The organism is Nocardioides agri, assembly GCF_013778305.1.
GTDB lineage: Bacteria > Actinomycetota > Actinomycetes > Propionibacteriales > Nocardioidaceae > Nocardioides > Nocardioides agri.
In genome coordinates, this window is sequence record NZ_JACEIC010000002.1 from 1861528 (window position 1) to 1875255 (window position 13728).

At 71.6% G+C, this 13728-nt stretch carries 13 protein-coding genes and 1 tRNA gene; 8 read left to right on the forward strand and 6 right to left on the reverse strand.

From position 1 onward, the window contains the following. Positions 1-13: 13 nt before the first annotated feature. Positions 14-1609, reverse strand: coding sequence for a N,N-dimethylformamidase beta subunit family domain-containing protein (locus tag HZF07_RS13645; protein WP_157342371.1), 1596 nt, complete (start codon positions 1607-1609; stop codon positions 14-16). Positions 1610-1914: 305 nt separating this feature from the next. Here HZF07_RS13645 and HZF07_RS13650 point away from each other — a divergent pair, with 305 nt between their 5' ends. Together HZF07_RS13650 and HZF07_RS13655 are read left to right on the forward strand one after the other, a co-directional pair. Further along, positions 1915-5199: a heterodisulfide reductase-related iron-sulfur binding cluster gene (locus HZF07_RS13650; protein ID WP_157342373.1), complete on the forward strand. Its 3285-nt coding sequence runs from the start codon at positions 1915-1917 to the stop codon at positions 5197-5199. A 45-nt stretch (positions 5200-5244) separates the two neighbouring features. Next, positions 5245-5736 carry a hypothetical protein gene (locus tag HZF07_RS13655; protein ID WP_157342375.1) on the forward strand — a complete coding sequence of 164 codons (492 nt, stop codon included), beginning with the start codon at positions 5245-5247 and terminating at the stop codon, positions 5734-5736. A gap of 105 nt (positions 5737-5841) precedes the next feature. Here the strand turns inward: HZF07_RS13655 and HZF07_RS13660 are convergent, their stop codons facing one another. Beyond that, the gene (locus tag HZF07_RS13660) at positions 5842-6273 is read right to left on the reverse strand and encodes a DUF1810 domain-containing protein (protein ID WP_181645177.1); all 432 of its coding nucleotides are present in this window, start codon (positions 6271-6273) and stop codon (positions 5842-5844) included. 71 nt (positions 6274-6344) lie between these two features. On the opposite strand from HZF07_RS13660, the gene HZF07_RS13665 reads away from it, so the two are divergent. Continuing rightward, positions 6345-7304, forward strand: coding sequence for a PASTA domain-containing protein (locus tag HZF07_RS13665; protein WP_157342376.1), 960 nt, complete (start codon positions 6345-6347; stop codon positions 7302-7304). On the opposite strand, the gene HZF07_RS13670 is transcribed toward HZF07_RS13665, so the two are convergent. Beyond that, a complete protein-coding gene (locus HZF07_RS13670) occupies positions 7286-7540 on the reverse strand; it encodes a hypothetical protein (protein WP_157342378.1) in 255 nt (84 codons plus the stop codon). The genes HZF07_RS13665 and HZF07_RS13670 overlap by 19 nt on opposite strands. A gap of 10 nt (positions 7541-7550) precedes the next feature. Continuing rightward, entirely contained in the window at positions 7551-9296 is a 1746-nt protein-coding gene (locus HZF07_RS13675; RefSeq protein WP_157342381.1) for a sodium:solute symporter family protein, read from the reverse strand. 142 nt (positions 9297-9438) lie between these two features. Between HZF07_RS13675 and HZF07_RS13680 the strand changes: the two genes are divergently transcribed. The 3 genes from HZF07_RS13680 (at position 9439) to HZF07_RS13690 (ending at position 11075) form a co-directional block, all read left to right on the forward strand. Then, entirely contained in the window at positions 9439-9972 is a 534-nt protein-coding gene (locus HZF07_RS13680) for a toxin-antitoxin system HicB family antitoxin (protein WP_157342383.1), read from the forward strand. A 74-nt stretch (positions 9973-10046) separates the two neighbouring features. Then, the gene (locus HZF07_RS13685; protein ID WP_157342385.1) at positions 10047-10868 is read left to right on the forward strand and encodes a DUF4097 family beta strand repeat-containing protein; all 822 of its coding nucleotides are present in this window, start codon (positions 10047-10049) and stop codon (positions 10866-10868) included. 51 nt (positions 10869-10919) lie between these two features. Next, entirely contained in the window at positions 10920-11075 is a 156-nt protein-coding gene (locus HZF07_RS13690) for a hypothetical protein (protein ID WP_157342387.1), read from the forward strand. Position 11076: 1 nt separating this feature from the next. Here the strand turns inward: HZF07_RS13690 and HZF07_RS13695 are convergent, their stop codons facing one another. Both HZF07_RS13695 and dcd read right to left on the reverse strand, forming a co-directional pair. Beyond that, positions 11077-12021 (reverse strand): siderophore-interacting protein, encoded by a 945-nt coding sequence (locus HZF07_RS13695; RefSeq protein WP_157342389.1) that lies wholly within the window; start codon positions 12019-12021, stop codon positions 11077-11079. A 44-nt stretch (positions 12022-12065) separates the two neighbouring features. Continuing rightward, positions 12066-12641, reverse strand: coding sequence for a dCTP deaminase (dcd, locus tag HZF07_RS13700; protein WP_181645178.1), 576 nt, complete (start codon positions 12639-12641; stop codon positions 12066-12068). A 49-nt stretch (positions 12642-12690) separates the two neighbouring features. Between dcd and HZF07_RS13705 the strand changes: the two genes are divergently transcribed. Both HZF07_RS13705 and HZF07_RS13710 read left to right on the forward strand, forming a co-directional pair. After that, positions 12691-13452 (forward strand): SGNH/GDSL hydrolase family protein, encoded by a 762-nt coding sequence (locus HZF07_RS13705; protein ID WP_309504734.1) that lies wholly within the window; start codon positions 12691-12693, stop codon positions 13450-13452. A 33-nt stretch (positions 13453-13485) separates the two neighbouring features. Continuing rightward, positions 13486-13561, forward strand: a tRNA-Gly gene (locus HZF07_RS13710). The last annotated feature ends 167 nt before the right edge of the window (positions 13562-13728 follow it).

Sequence of the window (13728 nt, forward strand, 5' to 3'; positions counted from 1 at the left end):
CACCAGAACCGCCTCAGCTCGCGTCCACGTAGTTGGCGACCGGAAGGTCGAACAGGTCGACGTTGGGTCGCGCCGGGTGGCGGTCGCCGACCGGTCCGTCGGCGTAGGCGCGCAGCACGTTCGCGGTGACGATCGAGACGAACTCCCCGGCCGCCCGCCCGAGCGGGTGCTCGCACAGGTCGATCAGCGCGCACCCCCAGCGCAGCGTGCCGGCGGTGAACACACCGGCCCCGGACGGCGCCGTGTAGTAGACGGACTGGCTCGTCGTAGAGACGCCGCGACAGTCGTACGAGGTGTTGCTGAGCACCTGCAGCCGAGCCGGCGACGCCTCGTCGGGGTAGACCCGGTCCGCCTCCGGCCCGACCAGCCCGGAGATCCTGTCGCCGGCGCGCAGGCCCGTCCCACGGAAGCCCCACCAGCCCGGCGCGGCGACCACGTAGTCCGCGTCGACGGGATAGCACTCGTACTGCATCCCGACCACGGCGTGCTCGGGGCGGGCGCTCGGCGCGTCCCGGAACCGTCCGGTGGCCTCGGCCGGCCGGGTCTCGCGCACCGGGTCGAGGTGGGCGTCGCTCCGGTAGCCCACGACGACCCGCGCCGGGCCGGTCGCCCGGTCCTCCAGGCGAACGCGCCAGTACATCGTGTTGGCGCCGAAGAAGGCGAGGTTGGTGCCGCTGTCGCGGGCGCCCTCGACGACGTCGCGCATCGTCGGCGTCCAGTACTCGTCGTGGCCCAGCGACGCGTAGCCGCGGGCGCCGTCCAGGACCCGGGGGTGCAGGTGGAGGTCGACGTTGGTGAAGTAGGACAGCGGGACGCCCGTCCACTCGGCTCGCACGACGATCGGCAGCGCGGCCCGGCGGAAGTCGTTGGCGCCGGGCGGACCGTCGTACGGCCGGTCGAAGCTCACCGCCCAGCTCCGGCGATCGCCGGCCGGACCCTCGTAGAGGCTGTAGCCGCCCCACGTGTTGTAGGCCTGCCAGGTCGTGACAGGCGCGACCAGCGCGACCGTGCCGCGCGCGCTCTCCGAGCGCACGACGTACGGCAGGACCGTCTCCCACCCGGTGGTGGTGCGCAGCTTGACCACGTAGTAGCCGGGGCGCCAGTCGTCGGTCTCGACGCTCACGTCGGGCTGCCAGCGCGCGACGACCGTCCGGGTCTCCGCCGGGGCGAACACGCCGCGGGGCTGCACGCGCCCCGCCAACCGGCCGGAGCTCCAGACCCGGTGTCCCCATCCGCCTCGATAGGCACCGATCCGGAAGACCGACACCCGGTAGGCGTCCTCGGTCGAGGACACCTTGAGCACGATCGGCTCGCCGGGCAGTCCGCTCGTACGGGTGGTGTAGCCCTCGATCTGACCGTCCTCCGACGGGTGGCGCACCCGCCAGTCGCCCGAGCCGGTCGGCCGGGCCGGTCCGTGGGGGTCAGCGGCCTGGGGCGCCGGGCCCGGCGCGCTGTCGGCCGTCGCCACCACCGCTCCGGACCGGGAGCCCCCGCGCGAGCCACCCCAGGGGCCGTCGCCGCCCTGCGTCACGACGATGCCGGCCACGGCCAGCGACGGCACGACCAGCGCCACACCCAGCGTCATCTTCATCTCGACCACCCGTCCCACGCGGCGTCGTTCGCGCCACCGCCGAGACGATGCGTCGCGGGAGCGTCCCGCCGCGTGAGGCGGCGGACCCATCTCTCCCGGGAAGAACGGGAACGCGGTCCCGAGTCCGGGCCTGGAGTCCCGGCCCCGGCGAGCCCAAGCCGCCCGAACCGAGGACGTCGCGAGGGACCGTCAAGTTACCTGCCGGTAGGATCCTTCTCACGTCGTACGGGACTGACGTCGGCTGAGCCTGGGAATAGGCTCACGGGCGCGCCCTGCGGCGTCGCTCGCACCCGACTGCCACCACTGAGGAAGTCACGCCCTCCATGCAGACCTTCGCCATCGTCGTCTCGCTCGCGCTCACCGCCGTCACGGTGGTCGTGGTGACCCTGGCCGTCCGCCAGATGCTCGGCGTGCTCCGCCAGGGCCAGCCGGCGCTGGCGCGCACCGACGCCAAGGGCGCCCGCACCGCGACCATGCTCAAGGAGACGGTCCTGCACACGCGGATGCTCCAGTGGACCTGGATCGGGGTCCTGCACTGGTTCGTGTTCGCGGCGTTCATCTTCCTCAGCACCGCAGTGGCGGCGGCGTACTTCCAGCTCTTCAGCCCCGACTTCGCCTGGCCGCTGATCGGCCACTGGTACCCCTACGAGTGGTTCAGCGAGCTCATCGGCCTGCTGAGCACGATCGGCATCATCGCGCTGATCGTCTACCGCCAGGTGAAGCACCCCCGGCGGCTCGGGCGCGGCAGCCGCTTCTTCGGCTCGACCCAGTGGCAGGCCTACTTCGTCGAGTACCTCGCCCTGCTCGAGGGCAGCGCGATCCTCTTCGTCCGCGCGGCGGAGTGGCGCCTCGACGAGGAGGTCGGCCGCAGCCACTACCCGATCTCCTCGTGGATCGGCGACGGCCTCTACCCGTCGGCCCCGGGCGGCCTCGAGAACATCATCTACGGCGTCGCCCTGTTCAAGATCGCGCTGGCGATGGTCTGGCTGCTGGTCATCGCCCGCAACCTGACGATGGGCATCGCCTGGCACCGCTTCACCGCCTGGTTCAACATCTGGTTCAAGCGTGAGGCCTCGGGCCGTACGGCGCTGGGCGCGGTCAAGCCGCTGACCTCCGCCGGCAAGCCGGTCACCCTCGACGACATCGAGGACCTCGACGAGGACACCGTCCTCGGCGCCGGCACGATCCAGGACTTCAGCTGGAAGGGCATCCTCGACTTCACGACGTGCACGGAGTGCGGACGCTGCCAGTCGCAGTGCCCGGCCTGGAACACCGAGAAGCCGCTGTCGCCCAAGCTGCTGGTCATGGGCCTGCGCGAGGAGGCGTACGCCCACGCGGCCGCGCCCGCCGGGACCGAGCCGAAGGCGCTGGTCGGCAAGACCGACGCAGACACGGCTGCCGGGGCCGGCACGGACGTCACGGACTGGTTCTACAACCCCGCCGACGGCGACTTCGTCATCGACGAGGACGTCCTCTGGTCGTGCACCTCCTGCGGCGCCTGCGTCCAGCAGTGCCCCGTCGACATCGAGCACGTCGACCACATCATCGACATGCGCCGCTACCAGGTGCTGGTCGAGTCGAACTTCCCCGCGGAGCTCAACGGTCTCTTCAAGGGGCTGGAGAACAAGGGCAACCCGTGGAACATGTCGCCGTCGGCCCGGATGGACTGGGCCAAGGGCCTCGACTTCGAGGTCAAGGTGGTCGGCGAGACCATCGAGTCGCTCGACGAGGTCGACTGGCTCTTCTGGGTAGGCTGCGCCGGCGCCTACGAGGACCGGGCGAAGAAGACGACCCGCGCCGTGGCCGAGCTGCTCGACATCGCGGGCGTCTCCTTCGGCGTGCTCGGCAACGGCGAGACCTGCACCGGTGACCCCGCCCGCCGGGCCGGCAACGAGTTCGTGTTCCAGGGCCTCGCTCAGCAGAACGCCGAGACGTTCAAGGAGTACAAGGTCAAGAAGGTCGTCTCGACCTGCGCCCACTGCTTCAACACGCTCAAGAACGAGTACAAGGAGTTCGGGGTCGAGCTCGAGGTCGTGCACCACACCCAGCTGCTCAACCGGCTGGTGCGCGAGGGCAGGCTGACGCCGGTCCAGGACGGCGCGGGTGCCCACAAGCGCTCGATCACCTACCACGACCCCTGCTACATCGGTCGCCACAACGGCGTCTACACGCCGCCGCGGGAGCTGCTCCAGGTGCTCCCCGGCGCCGAGGTCGTCGAGATGGAGCGCAACTCGGAGCGGTCCTTCTGCTGCGGCGCCGGCGGTGCCCGGATGTGGATGGAGGAGAACCTCGGCGAGCGGATCAACCTCAACCGCACCAAGGAGGCCGTCGCCACCGGTGCCGACCAGATCGCCGTCGGCTGCCCCTTCTGCCGGGTGATGCTCTCCGACGGCCTGACCGCCCAGCAGGCGAAGGGCGACGCCCGCGAGGAGGTCGAGGTCCTCGACGTCGCGCAGATGCTGCTCGCGTCGGTCAAGGGCGAGCAGGCGACCAAGCTCGCGCCGGGCGCCGGAGCGGCCGCGCCGGCCGCTGCGCCCGCCGCCCAGCCGGTCGAGACCAAGGCGGAGCCGGAGGCCGGCGACGACACGATCACCGAGGACACGGTCGTCGAGACCGCCGACGCCGGTCCGGCCGCGAAGGCCAGCGGCGGCTCGTCGCTCTTCGACGACGCCGGCTCGATGTTCGACGAGCCCGCGGCGACCGCGACCCCGGAGAAGGCGCCCGCCGAGGAGGCCGAGGCCGCGAAGCCCGCGTCCTCGGGTGGGTCGCTGTTCGACCTCGGCGGCGACGAGCCGCAGGCCGAGGAGAAGCCGGCTGAGGAGAAGGAGCCCGAGGAGAAGCCCGCTGCCACCGGCGGTGGCTCGCTCTTCGACATCGCCGCCGACGAGCCGACCGCGCCCACCGAGGAGAAGCCTGCCGCTGAGCCTGTGCAGGCGGCCGCGACGCCGCAGGCCGACCTGGGGTCCAGCGGCTCGCTCTTCGACCTGGCCGCCCCGGAACAGCCCGAGGCCGCGCCGGCGCCGGAAGCCACGGCGGAGCCCGAGCCCGAGTCCGAGCCGGAGGCCCAGGCCGAGCCGAAGCCCGAGGTGGACCTCGGGTCCGGCGGCTCGCTGTTCGACAACGCCGCCCCTGCGCCGGAGTCGGAGCCGGAGTCAGCGCCGGAGCCCGAGCCCCAGCCCGAGCCGACGGCCGAGGACGAGCCCGCTGCCGCCGCGCCCGCGGCGGAGGCGGCCCCGGCGAACGCGATCCCCGAGAGCGGCTCGCTCTTCGACATCGCCGCCCCCGAGCCCGTCGTCGCCCCCGAGCCGGACGCGGAGACGCAGCCCGAGCCGGAGCCCGCGTCGACCCCGGAGCCGGCCGACGACGGCAGGCCCGACCCGGCCGCGCTGAGCGCCGCCGCGACGGCGGCCGCCAGCGGGGACCCCGAGCCGGAGCCCGAGGCAGCGGCCGAGCCCGAGGCCGAGCCTGAGCCCCAGGTCGAGCCGGAGCCTGAGCCGGAGCCCGCACCGGAGGAGAAGCCGAAGGCTCCCCCGGCCGCCAGCGGCGAGACGCACCAGCCGAAGGCCGACGCGGACATCCACGGGGCGGGCTCGCTCTTCGACCTCTGACCCGGGTGGTCCCAGGTGTGCGTGTCGCGCGCCTAATGTGTCCCTGTGAGCTACGGATTGCGTGACCTCGATGGGGTGCGCGTCGAACTGTGCGACGAGTGTGGCTTCGACGATCGCGGCCTAGGTCCGCTGCCTGCGGCGTTCGCCGAGGTCTATGCGTCACTCCAGCAGCTCGAACGCCATCCCGACGCTGGGCGCAGGCCGGAGGAGGAGACCTGGTCGGGCAGCGAGTACGCCGAGCACTGCGTCGACGTCGCCGATCAGATTCTGGCTATCTGCGATCGCGCCGCCGGCCGCCCGGAATCGGCTTCCGTCGTGTCGCTCTCGCAGGCGGCCGCAGCCACGGACGACTTGATGGGCGCCTTGTCTGCCACCCAGTGGGAGGCGGTGACAGACGGATGGCCGTTCGAGGTGCGTGTGCGGGGCGCCCTCATCCACTTGCTGCACGACCTCGAGCACCACGTCTTGGACGTCCGCCGCGGGTACGCCAAGCTTGCGCTCGCCGACGGTGTCGAGGTCGTCACCAGTCGCAGGTAGTGCACCTGTCCTGATGGTGTTTCCTGCCGGCTGATGAGGCGGCCCGCGCGGATCGCCGACGGCGTTCGGGGGGCGGCACGCACTGTGCCGTACACCCACCTGCGCTCAGCCGCCCACCCACTCTGCGGTTCTGGGATCGCGCTTCCCGGCGAAGAACGTGTCCAGGACCTGCTGGAAGGCCGGCTCCGAGTCGGCAACGAGGGCGAACAGGGTCATCGAGGACCGCAGCTTCTCGTCATCCGGTGAACCCATGATCTCGCGAGCGGTCCGATCCGGATGAGCGAGGACTGCCCGCGCGGACTCGGCCAGTCGTGGACCCAGCAGGGGGTGAGCCACGTAGGCGCGAGCCTCATCGAGCGAGCCGATCGCATAGAACCGTGAGGTCGATGAGTGGCCCAGGCCGGCGATCTGCGGGAAGACGAACCAGATCCAATGGCTCGTCTTGCGGCCGGCGGTGAGCTCGGCCAACGCAGTCGCGTAGACGCCATCCGCCTGGGCCTCGACGAAGCGTTCCAGGCGGTAGGGGTCCACGCTCACCTCACCGAGGCTACGGGACGGCGGCACGCAGGGCGTGGTGCCGGCTCAGGGGGACGACCCACACTGGAGGTGTGGACCCCCGGGACTACCGAGACGCTCGGTGGCACGCGCTGCTGCGCGAGGCCGAGGAGCTCGGTGTGCCTGCCGAGGACGCACCCGCGGTGGTCGCTCGGGTGCTCGGAGAGCAGCAGCGCCGGATCCGTCGCGCGGACGACCCCGACCCGCTCGTCCGGGAGGCGCTCGCCGATGCCGTGCTCGGGCCGCCGGAGCGCACGGGGCGCCGGCGCTGGCCGGCCGCGCTCATCCTGGCGGCCGGTCTCCTGGTCCTCGGCGTCGTCGTGCTGCTCACCCGTCCGCAGCCGCCGCCCGCCGATCACCTCGGCGACGACCAGCTGCCGTCACTCTTCGGGTTCGACCGGACGACGGCGGAGCAGGTGCTGGAGGACCGCGGCTTCGAGGTCCAGCTCCGGACGTTCCAGTCCTGCGAGGTGCGGGACCGGGTGGTCGCGAGCGACCCGGGCCCCGGCGCGCGGGTGGACCGGGGCGACGAGGTCATCGTCTACACGTCGCTGCCAACGTCGAACAACTGCCTGCCGCGCTACGCCTACCGCGAGGCGGCGTGGCGCTTCCTCGACTTCGCGAACGGTCGCGGACCGGCACCGGAGTTCGCCGACCGCGTCTTCGTCTACCCCGAGGACGGCCGGCGGCTGGTCCTGACCGGCGCGGAGACCGCCGATCCCGAGGCCTGGGCGGCCACCGGGGTCTTCAGCCGGGTCCGGGCCGCCAGCGACGACGTCGCGCTGGTGTCCGAGCGGCCGCTCGCGTACGCCGTACCCGCGATCCGCGTGGTGGACGCGACCGAGGACCTCGGCACCTGCGGCGTCCCGGCGACCGCGGTGGCCGGGACGTCCGACGCGATCGCCGTGCTGGTCCGACCGGCCGACCGCCAGGGCTGCTCGCTGCGGATCGAGCTCTACCGCGACGCCGAGCGGCGCATCGAGAGCGTGGCGGTCTACCCGGCCGTGGACTGATCGTCGTGCGACGCGGGCACCACGACCGGACGCAGCCGCGCCCAGAGCAGGAAGCCGGCCCCGAAGACGACCATCCCGAGTCCCGCCCAGAGGTTGGCGTTGACGCCGCCGGTCTTGTCGAGCTCCTTGTCGCCGAAGATCCCCATCAGCGTGAGGATCACGCCGTAGAGACCGATCAGGCCGCCGATGATGTTGCGGATGTCGAAGGCGCCCGCGGTGTGCTTGGTGGTGGACATGGCTGGCTCCTCAGAAGATCACGTTCAGGATGATGACCAGGACCAGCGCGATGCCCGCGAGCGGCATCGTCCGCTGGTACCACGGGCGCGCGGCCTCGTCGGGGTCGATGAGGTCCTCCTTGGGCGTCTCCGAGTAGACCAGCCCTCGCAGCTCCGACGCGGGCTTGGGCTGGGTGGCGAAGGAGACGATGATGCTCAGCACGATGTCGACGACGAACGCCACGCCGGCGGCGACGAACGACGCGCCCTGGCCGGCGATCGGGAGCGTCCCGGTGCTCCACGAGCCGAAGGCGTCCTCGCTCAGGAACGCCACGGTGACCGCGGAGAGCGTGCCGGCCACGAGGCCGACCCAGCCGGCGGTCGCTGTCATCCGCTTCCAGAACATGCCGAGGATGAAGGTCGCGAAGAGCGGGGCGTTGAAGAACCCGAACAGGGTCTGCAGGTAGTTCATGATGTTCGAGAAGTTCGACGCCAGGCCCGCCGTGAAGATGGCGATGACGACGGCGGCGACCGTCGCGATCCGGCCGACCACGAGGTAGTAGTGGTCGCTGCGCTCCTTGACGATGTACCGCTCCCAGAGGTCGTAGCTCCAGACGGTGTTGAACGCCGAGACGTTGGCGGCCATGCCGGCCATGAAGGCCGCCAGCAGACCGGTGATCGCGATGCCCAGCAGACCGTTGGGCAGCACGTCGCGCATCAGGTAGAGCAGGGTGTCGTTGTAGGTGACGCCCTCGCCCGACGCTCCGCCCGCGACGGTCTCGCCCGCCTTGACGTCCGCGACGTCGGCGACGAGGACCGCGCCGATCATGCCGGGCAGGATCGTGATGAAGGGGACGAACATCTTCGGGTAGGAGCCGATGATCGGCGTCTTGCGCGCGGCGGAGATCGAGTTCGACGCCATCGCCCGCTGCACCTCGACGAAGTTCGTCGTCCAGTAGCCGAAGGACAGCACGAAGCCGAGACCGAACACGATCCCGACGATCGTCAGGAAGCTCGAGTCGAAGCCGGTCAACGCCTCGCCCGGCCAGGAGTTCAGCTGCTGCGAGGCCGGCGCGACCGTGTCGGGGTTCGCCTCGGCGGCGTCGGTGATGCCGCTCGTCAGGCCGTCCCAGCCGCCCACGCGGTGCAGGCCGATCAGGGTCAGCGGGAGGAGGCCCGCGACGATGACGAAGAACTGCAGCACCTCGTTGTAGATCGCGGCGCTCAGGCCACCGAGCGTGATGTAGGAGAGCACGATCGCCGCGGCGATGACGAGCGCGATCCACAGCGGCCAGCCGAGCAGCGCGTGGATGATGCTGCCGAGCAGGAAGAGGTTGATGCCGGCGATCAGCAGCTGCGCGACCGCGAAGGAGATCGCGTTGACCAGGTGCGCCCCGGTGCCGAAGCGCCGGAACATGAACTCCGGCACCGAGCGGACCTTGGAGCCGTAGTAGAACGGCATCATCACGACGCCGAGGAAGAGCATCGCCGGGATCGCGCCGATCCAGAAGTAGTGGACGGCCGGGAGACCGAACTGGGCGCCGTTGGCGGACATGCCCATGATCTCGACCGCGCCGAGGTTGGCGGAGATGAACGCCAGACCGGTCACCCACGCGGGCAGCGAGCGGCCGGACAGGAAGAAGTCGAGCGAGTCGGACACCTGGCGGCGGGCCAGGATGCCGATCCCGAGGACGACCACGAAGTAGGCGAAGATCACGAGGTAGTCGACGAACGACGCGTCGATGATCGTGCTCGCCAAGACGACCGGTGCTTGCATGGGAGGCCTCTCACAACCGACGACGGACCATCGGTGGAGGTGCCCTCGCTGCGCGGCCGCCAAACCAGTGACATCATCTGACGCCGCAAATGATGTCACTACGGTGTTGACCTGATGTCAAAGTGATGTCATGGTGGTGCACATGGACATCACCCCGTACGTCGAGAGCCTGCGGCGCGACCTGCTCGCAGCGGCCGAGGCCGCCGGGCCCGACGCCCGCGAGGCGACCGAGCGGCTCACGTACGCCCTCGACCCGGCCGCGCGGCTCGCGCTGATGGAGGCGATCTCCCAGGCCGCCGCGGAGATCACCGCCGAGCTGCCGGCCGGCGGCGTCGACGTCCGCCTCAACGGCCGCGACCTCGAGTTCGCGGTCCACGCGCCGCCGGCACCCGCGGCGTCGGCTCCGGCGCCCGCTCCGGCGGACGAGCCCGAGGACGACGGCAACCTGGCCCGGATCACGCTGCGGATCCCCGAGTCGGTCAAGACCAGGGCCGAGGAGCTCGCCGCGAAGTCCGGGAGCTCCCTCAACACCTGGCTGGTCAACGTCGTCCGGGCGGCGACCCGGGACGGCGCGATCAACGTCGACATCGACCTGTCGAGCATCCCGTTCCTCACCGGCGGCAGCGACCCCTTCGGCGGCAAGCGCGGCGGCAAGCGGATGAGCGGCTGGGTCTAGCCCACCCTGCACCGACAGCACCTCCGGGACCGGCGACAGGCCGGTGCCGTGGACGAGCACACCCAGGAGACACCATGACCGAGTACCGATTCGAGACCCACCGCCCCGTCCACCTCGCCGTCGAGATCGGCCGCGGGTCGGTCGAGGTCACCGCGAACGACACGACCGAGACGCACGTGCAGATCCAGGGTCGCGACGCTGAGCTGGTCGAGGTCCGGCAGGACGGCGACCGCATCGCGATCCGCGGGCCCCGGCAGCGCAGCCTCTTCAGCGCCGGGGACCGCCTCGACGTCGAGGTCACCGTGCCCACCGGCAGCGACGTCGCGGTGCGCACCGGCAGCGCCGACGTCCGCATCCACGGCACCGTCGCGTCCGGCCAGGTCAAGAGCGGGTCGGGCGAGGTCACGGTCGACACGGCCACCGGGCCACTCCAGGTGGAGACCGGCTCGGGTGACATCCAGGTCCGCGACGCCGAGGGCGCCCTGCAGATCAAGAGCGGATCGGGCGACATCGACGTCCGCGAGGTCGGCGGGACGCTGATGGTCTCGACCGGGTCGGGCGACGTCCAGATCGCGAGGACCCGCGCAGCCTCGGTCGTCAAGACCGGCTCCGGCGACCTCCAGGTCGGCGAGGCCCAGAGCGACCTCAGCTTCGCGACCGGCTCCGGCGACCTCGTCGTACGCGCGGCGTACCGCGGCCGGCTGACCGCGAAGGGCGCGTCCGGCGACATGCACGTCGGCGTCCGCGCGGGCGTGCCCGTCTGGACCGACGTCTCCACCGTCACCGGAGAGATCCGCTCCTCGCTCACCGGGGCCGGTGAGCCGGAGCCCGGCGAGGAGCACCTCGAGCTGCGCGCCAAGACCGTCAGCGGCGACGTCGTCCTCACCCAGGTGTGAGCGACGCCCCCGATGCACATCCCGATGTCAGAGCACGAGAGGAGCACGGCCATGGAGTTCAGCAGCACCGTCCTCGACGCCGAGGCCAACCGTCAGGAGCTCGCCGAGCGGATCGCCCGGGCCCAGACCCCGAAGATCCCCGCCACCGCCCACCGGCACCTGCTCGCCCAGCGGCTCCGGCGGATCGCCGACCGCGTCGACAACTAGCTCAGGACCGCATGGCGACGCCCTTGCGCCAGTAGCCCATGAAGGCGACCTGGGTGCGGTCCACGCCGAGGTCCTTGACCAGGACGCGCCGCAGCGCCGTCACGACGGCGGACTCACCGGCGATCCAGGCGTAGAGCTCGTCGCCGTCGGCCGCCGACCCGTCGATCGCCTCACCGGAGGACGAGTAGGTCGGCGTCTCCCACAGGTCCGGGTCGACCTCGGCCGGCTCCTCCAGCGGCGCCGCCCGGACGCCGAGGTGCGCGAGCACCGCCGGGTGCAGGGCGGCCCCGTGGTCAGCACCCTCGCGCGGGTGCCACGAGACGGAGACGCCCTCGGGGTGCACGACCGGCAGCACGTCGGCGGCCGTCGGGACCTCCAGGAAGGCGGCGCCGACGGCGTCGGCCGGCAGCTGCGCGAGGATCGCGCAGACCGCCGGCACCGCGGTCTCGTCACCGACGAGCAGCAGCCGGCCGGTCGCTGCGGGCGGCACGAACTCGATGCCGCCGTAGCGGATCCCCCGACGTGGCGCCATCAGCACCACCCGGTCGCCGACCTGCGCGCGGGCGGCCCAGGCGCAGCCCGGGCCCGGCGTACCGTGCGCGTCGCCGTGCACGACGATGTCGACCACCAGGCGGGTGTCGACGCCGGACCCGACGACGTCGCGGACGGTGTAGGTGCGCATGTGGCCGCGCTCCTCCTCCGGCCGCGAGAGCCAGGTCGTCCACCACGAGTCGTCGGCGCCGGCGAAGGACGGGAGCGGCCCGCCGGGCACGCCCGGGAAGACGAGCTTGATCCGCTGGTCGTACAGCGGGCCCTCGACGCCGAAGTCGGCGAGGCAGGCCCCGCCGAGCTCCACCCGCACGAAGGACGGCGAGAGCCGGTCGACGCCGACGACCTCGACCTCGTCGAGGATCATCGGCAGGGACTGGGGCGCGGTCACCGTCATAAGGGAAGGCTAACCTAACCTCGGGCGGCGCGCCCGGCCGCGTGTCAGATCTGGGTGCGGTGGAAGCTCTGGAAGGACCGCGACGGCGTCGGGCCGCGCTGGCCCTGGTAGCGCGAGCCGTACTTCTCCGAGCCGTAGGGGTGCTGCGACGGCGAGGAGAGCCGGAAGAAGCAGAACTGGCCGATCTTCATCCCGGGGTAGAGCTTGATCGGCAGCGTCGCGACGTTCGCCAGCTCCAGCGTCACGTGGCCGCTGAAGCCGGGGTCGACGAAGCCGGCGGTCGCGTGCGTCAGCAGGCCGAGGCGGCCGAGCGACGACTTGCCCTCGACCCGCGCGGCGATGTCGTCGGGCAGCGTGACGACCTCGTACGTCGAACCCAGCACGAACTCGCCGGGGTGCAGGATGAACGGCTCGTCGCCCTCCGGCTCGACCTCGCGGGTCAGGTCCGACTGGTCGGCGGCCGGGTCGATGTGCGGGTACTTGTGGTTCTCGAAGACGCGGAAGAACCGGTCCAGCCGGACGTCGATCGACGAGGGCTGGAGCATCGCCTCGTCGTACGGCTCGAGCGCGATCCGCCCGGCGTCGATCTCGGCGGTGATGTCGCGGTCTGAGAGCAGCACGCTGGCACCCTACCGGTGGCGGGCTGGTGGCGATCCGGACAATGGGACGGTGAGCTTCCAGCGGTACGTCGCGATCGGCGACTCCTTCACCGAGGGGGTCGGCGACCCCGACCCGACCCGACCCAACGGGCTGCGCGGCTGGGCCGACCGGGTCGCGGAGGTGCTCGGCCGCGGCGAGCCCTCGTTCGGCTACGCCAACCTCGCGATCCGGGGCCGCAAGCTCGACCCGATCCTGGACGAGCAGCTGGCTCCGGCGGTCGCGCTCGAGCCCGACCTGGTCACCGTCTACGCCGGCGCCAACGACATCCTGCGGCCGAAGGTCGACATCGACGGGCTGGTCGAGCGGTACGACGCGGCGCTCGACCGCCTCGCGGCCACCGGAGCGCGGCTGGTCGTCTTCACCGCGTTCGACCCCGGCGGCTCCGCGATCTACCGGCCGCTGCGCGGTCGGTTCGCCCTCTACAACGAGCTCGTGCGCACCAGTGCGCGCACCCACGGGGCGACCGTCGTCGACTTCTGGACGATGCGGGAGTACCGCGACTGGCGCTACTGGGACGCCGATCGGATGCACCTCGGGCCGGCCGGCCACCAGCGGATGGCGATCGAGGTGCTGGACACCCTCGGCGTACCGCACGACCTCCAGCCACTGCCCCTCACCGACCGCCCGCCGCTGACGAGGGCCGAGCAGCGGCAGGAGAACATCGCCTGGGTGCGCGGCATGGCGATCCCGTGGGTGCACCGCCGGCTGACCGGCCGATCCTCCGGCGACGGCCTCGACCCCAAGCGCCCTGCGCTGGCTCCGATCGACTAGTATCGCCGCGTCCGTCGGTCCGCCGGCGGGCGTGCGGATGTAGCTCAGTTGGTAGAGCGCGACCTTCCCAAGGTCGATGTCGCGAGTTCGAGTCTCGTCATCCGCTCCAGCCGTCACCATCGAGTTGGGCCCCCGTCACCCCGAGTTGGGCCCCCGTCACCCCGAGTTGGGCCCCCGTCACGGTCGAGTCGGGCCGCGTCCGCCGAGCGCTCGCGCGCACGCCTCCGTCACCCGGGTGACGATGTGACTGCTGGGACACTTGACTAGACCTGTGAC

Bases quoted from the DNA above. Each gene is read 5' to 3' on its own strand.
- HZF07_RS13650 (WP_157342373.1), top strand. From the start codon at position 1,915: ATGCAGACCTTCGCCATCGTCGTCTCGCTCGCGCTCACCGCCGTCACG.
- HZF07_RS13670 (WP_157342378.1), bottom strand. From the start codon at position 7,540: ATGTCCACCACCAAGCACACCGCGGGCGCCTTCGACATCCGCAACATC.
- HZF07_RS13675 (WP_157342381.1), bottom strand. From the start codon at position 9,296: ATGCAAGCACCGGTCGTCTTGGCGAGCACGATCATCGACGCGTCGTTC.
- HZF07_RS13680 (WP_157342383.1), top strand. From the start codon at position 9,439: ATGGACATCACCCCGTACGTCGAGAGCCTGCGGCGCGACCTGCTCGCA.
- HZF07_RS13685 (WP_157342385.1), top strand. From the start codon at position 10,047: ATGACCGAGTACCGATTCGAGACCCACCGCCCCGTCCACCTCGCCGTC.
- HZF07_RS13690 (WP_157342387.1), top strand. From the start codon at position 10,920: ATGGAGTTCAGCAGCACCGTCCTCGACGCCGAGGCCAACCGTCAGGAG.
- HZF07_RS13695 (WP_157342389.1), bottom strand. From the start codon at position 12,021: ATGACGGTGACCGCGCCCCAGTCCCTGCCGATGATCCTCGACGAGGTC.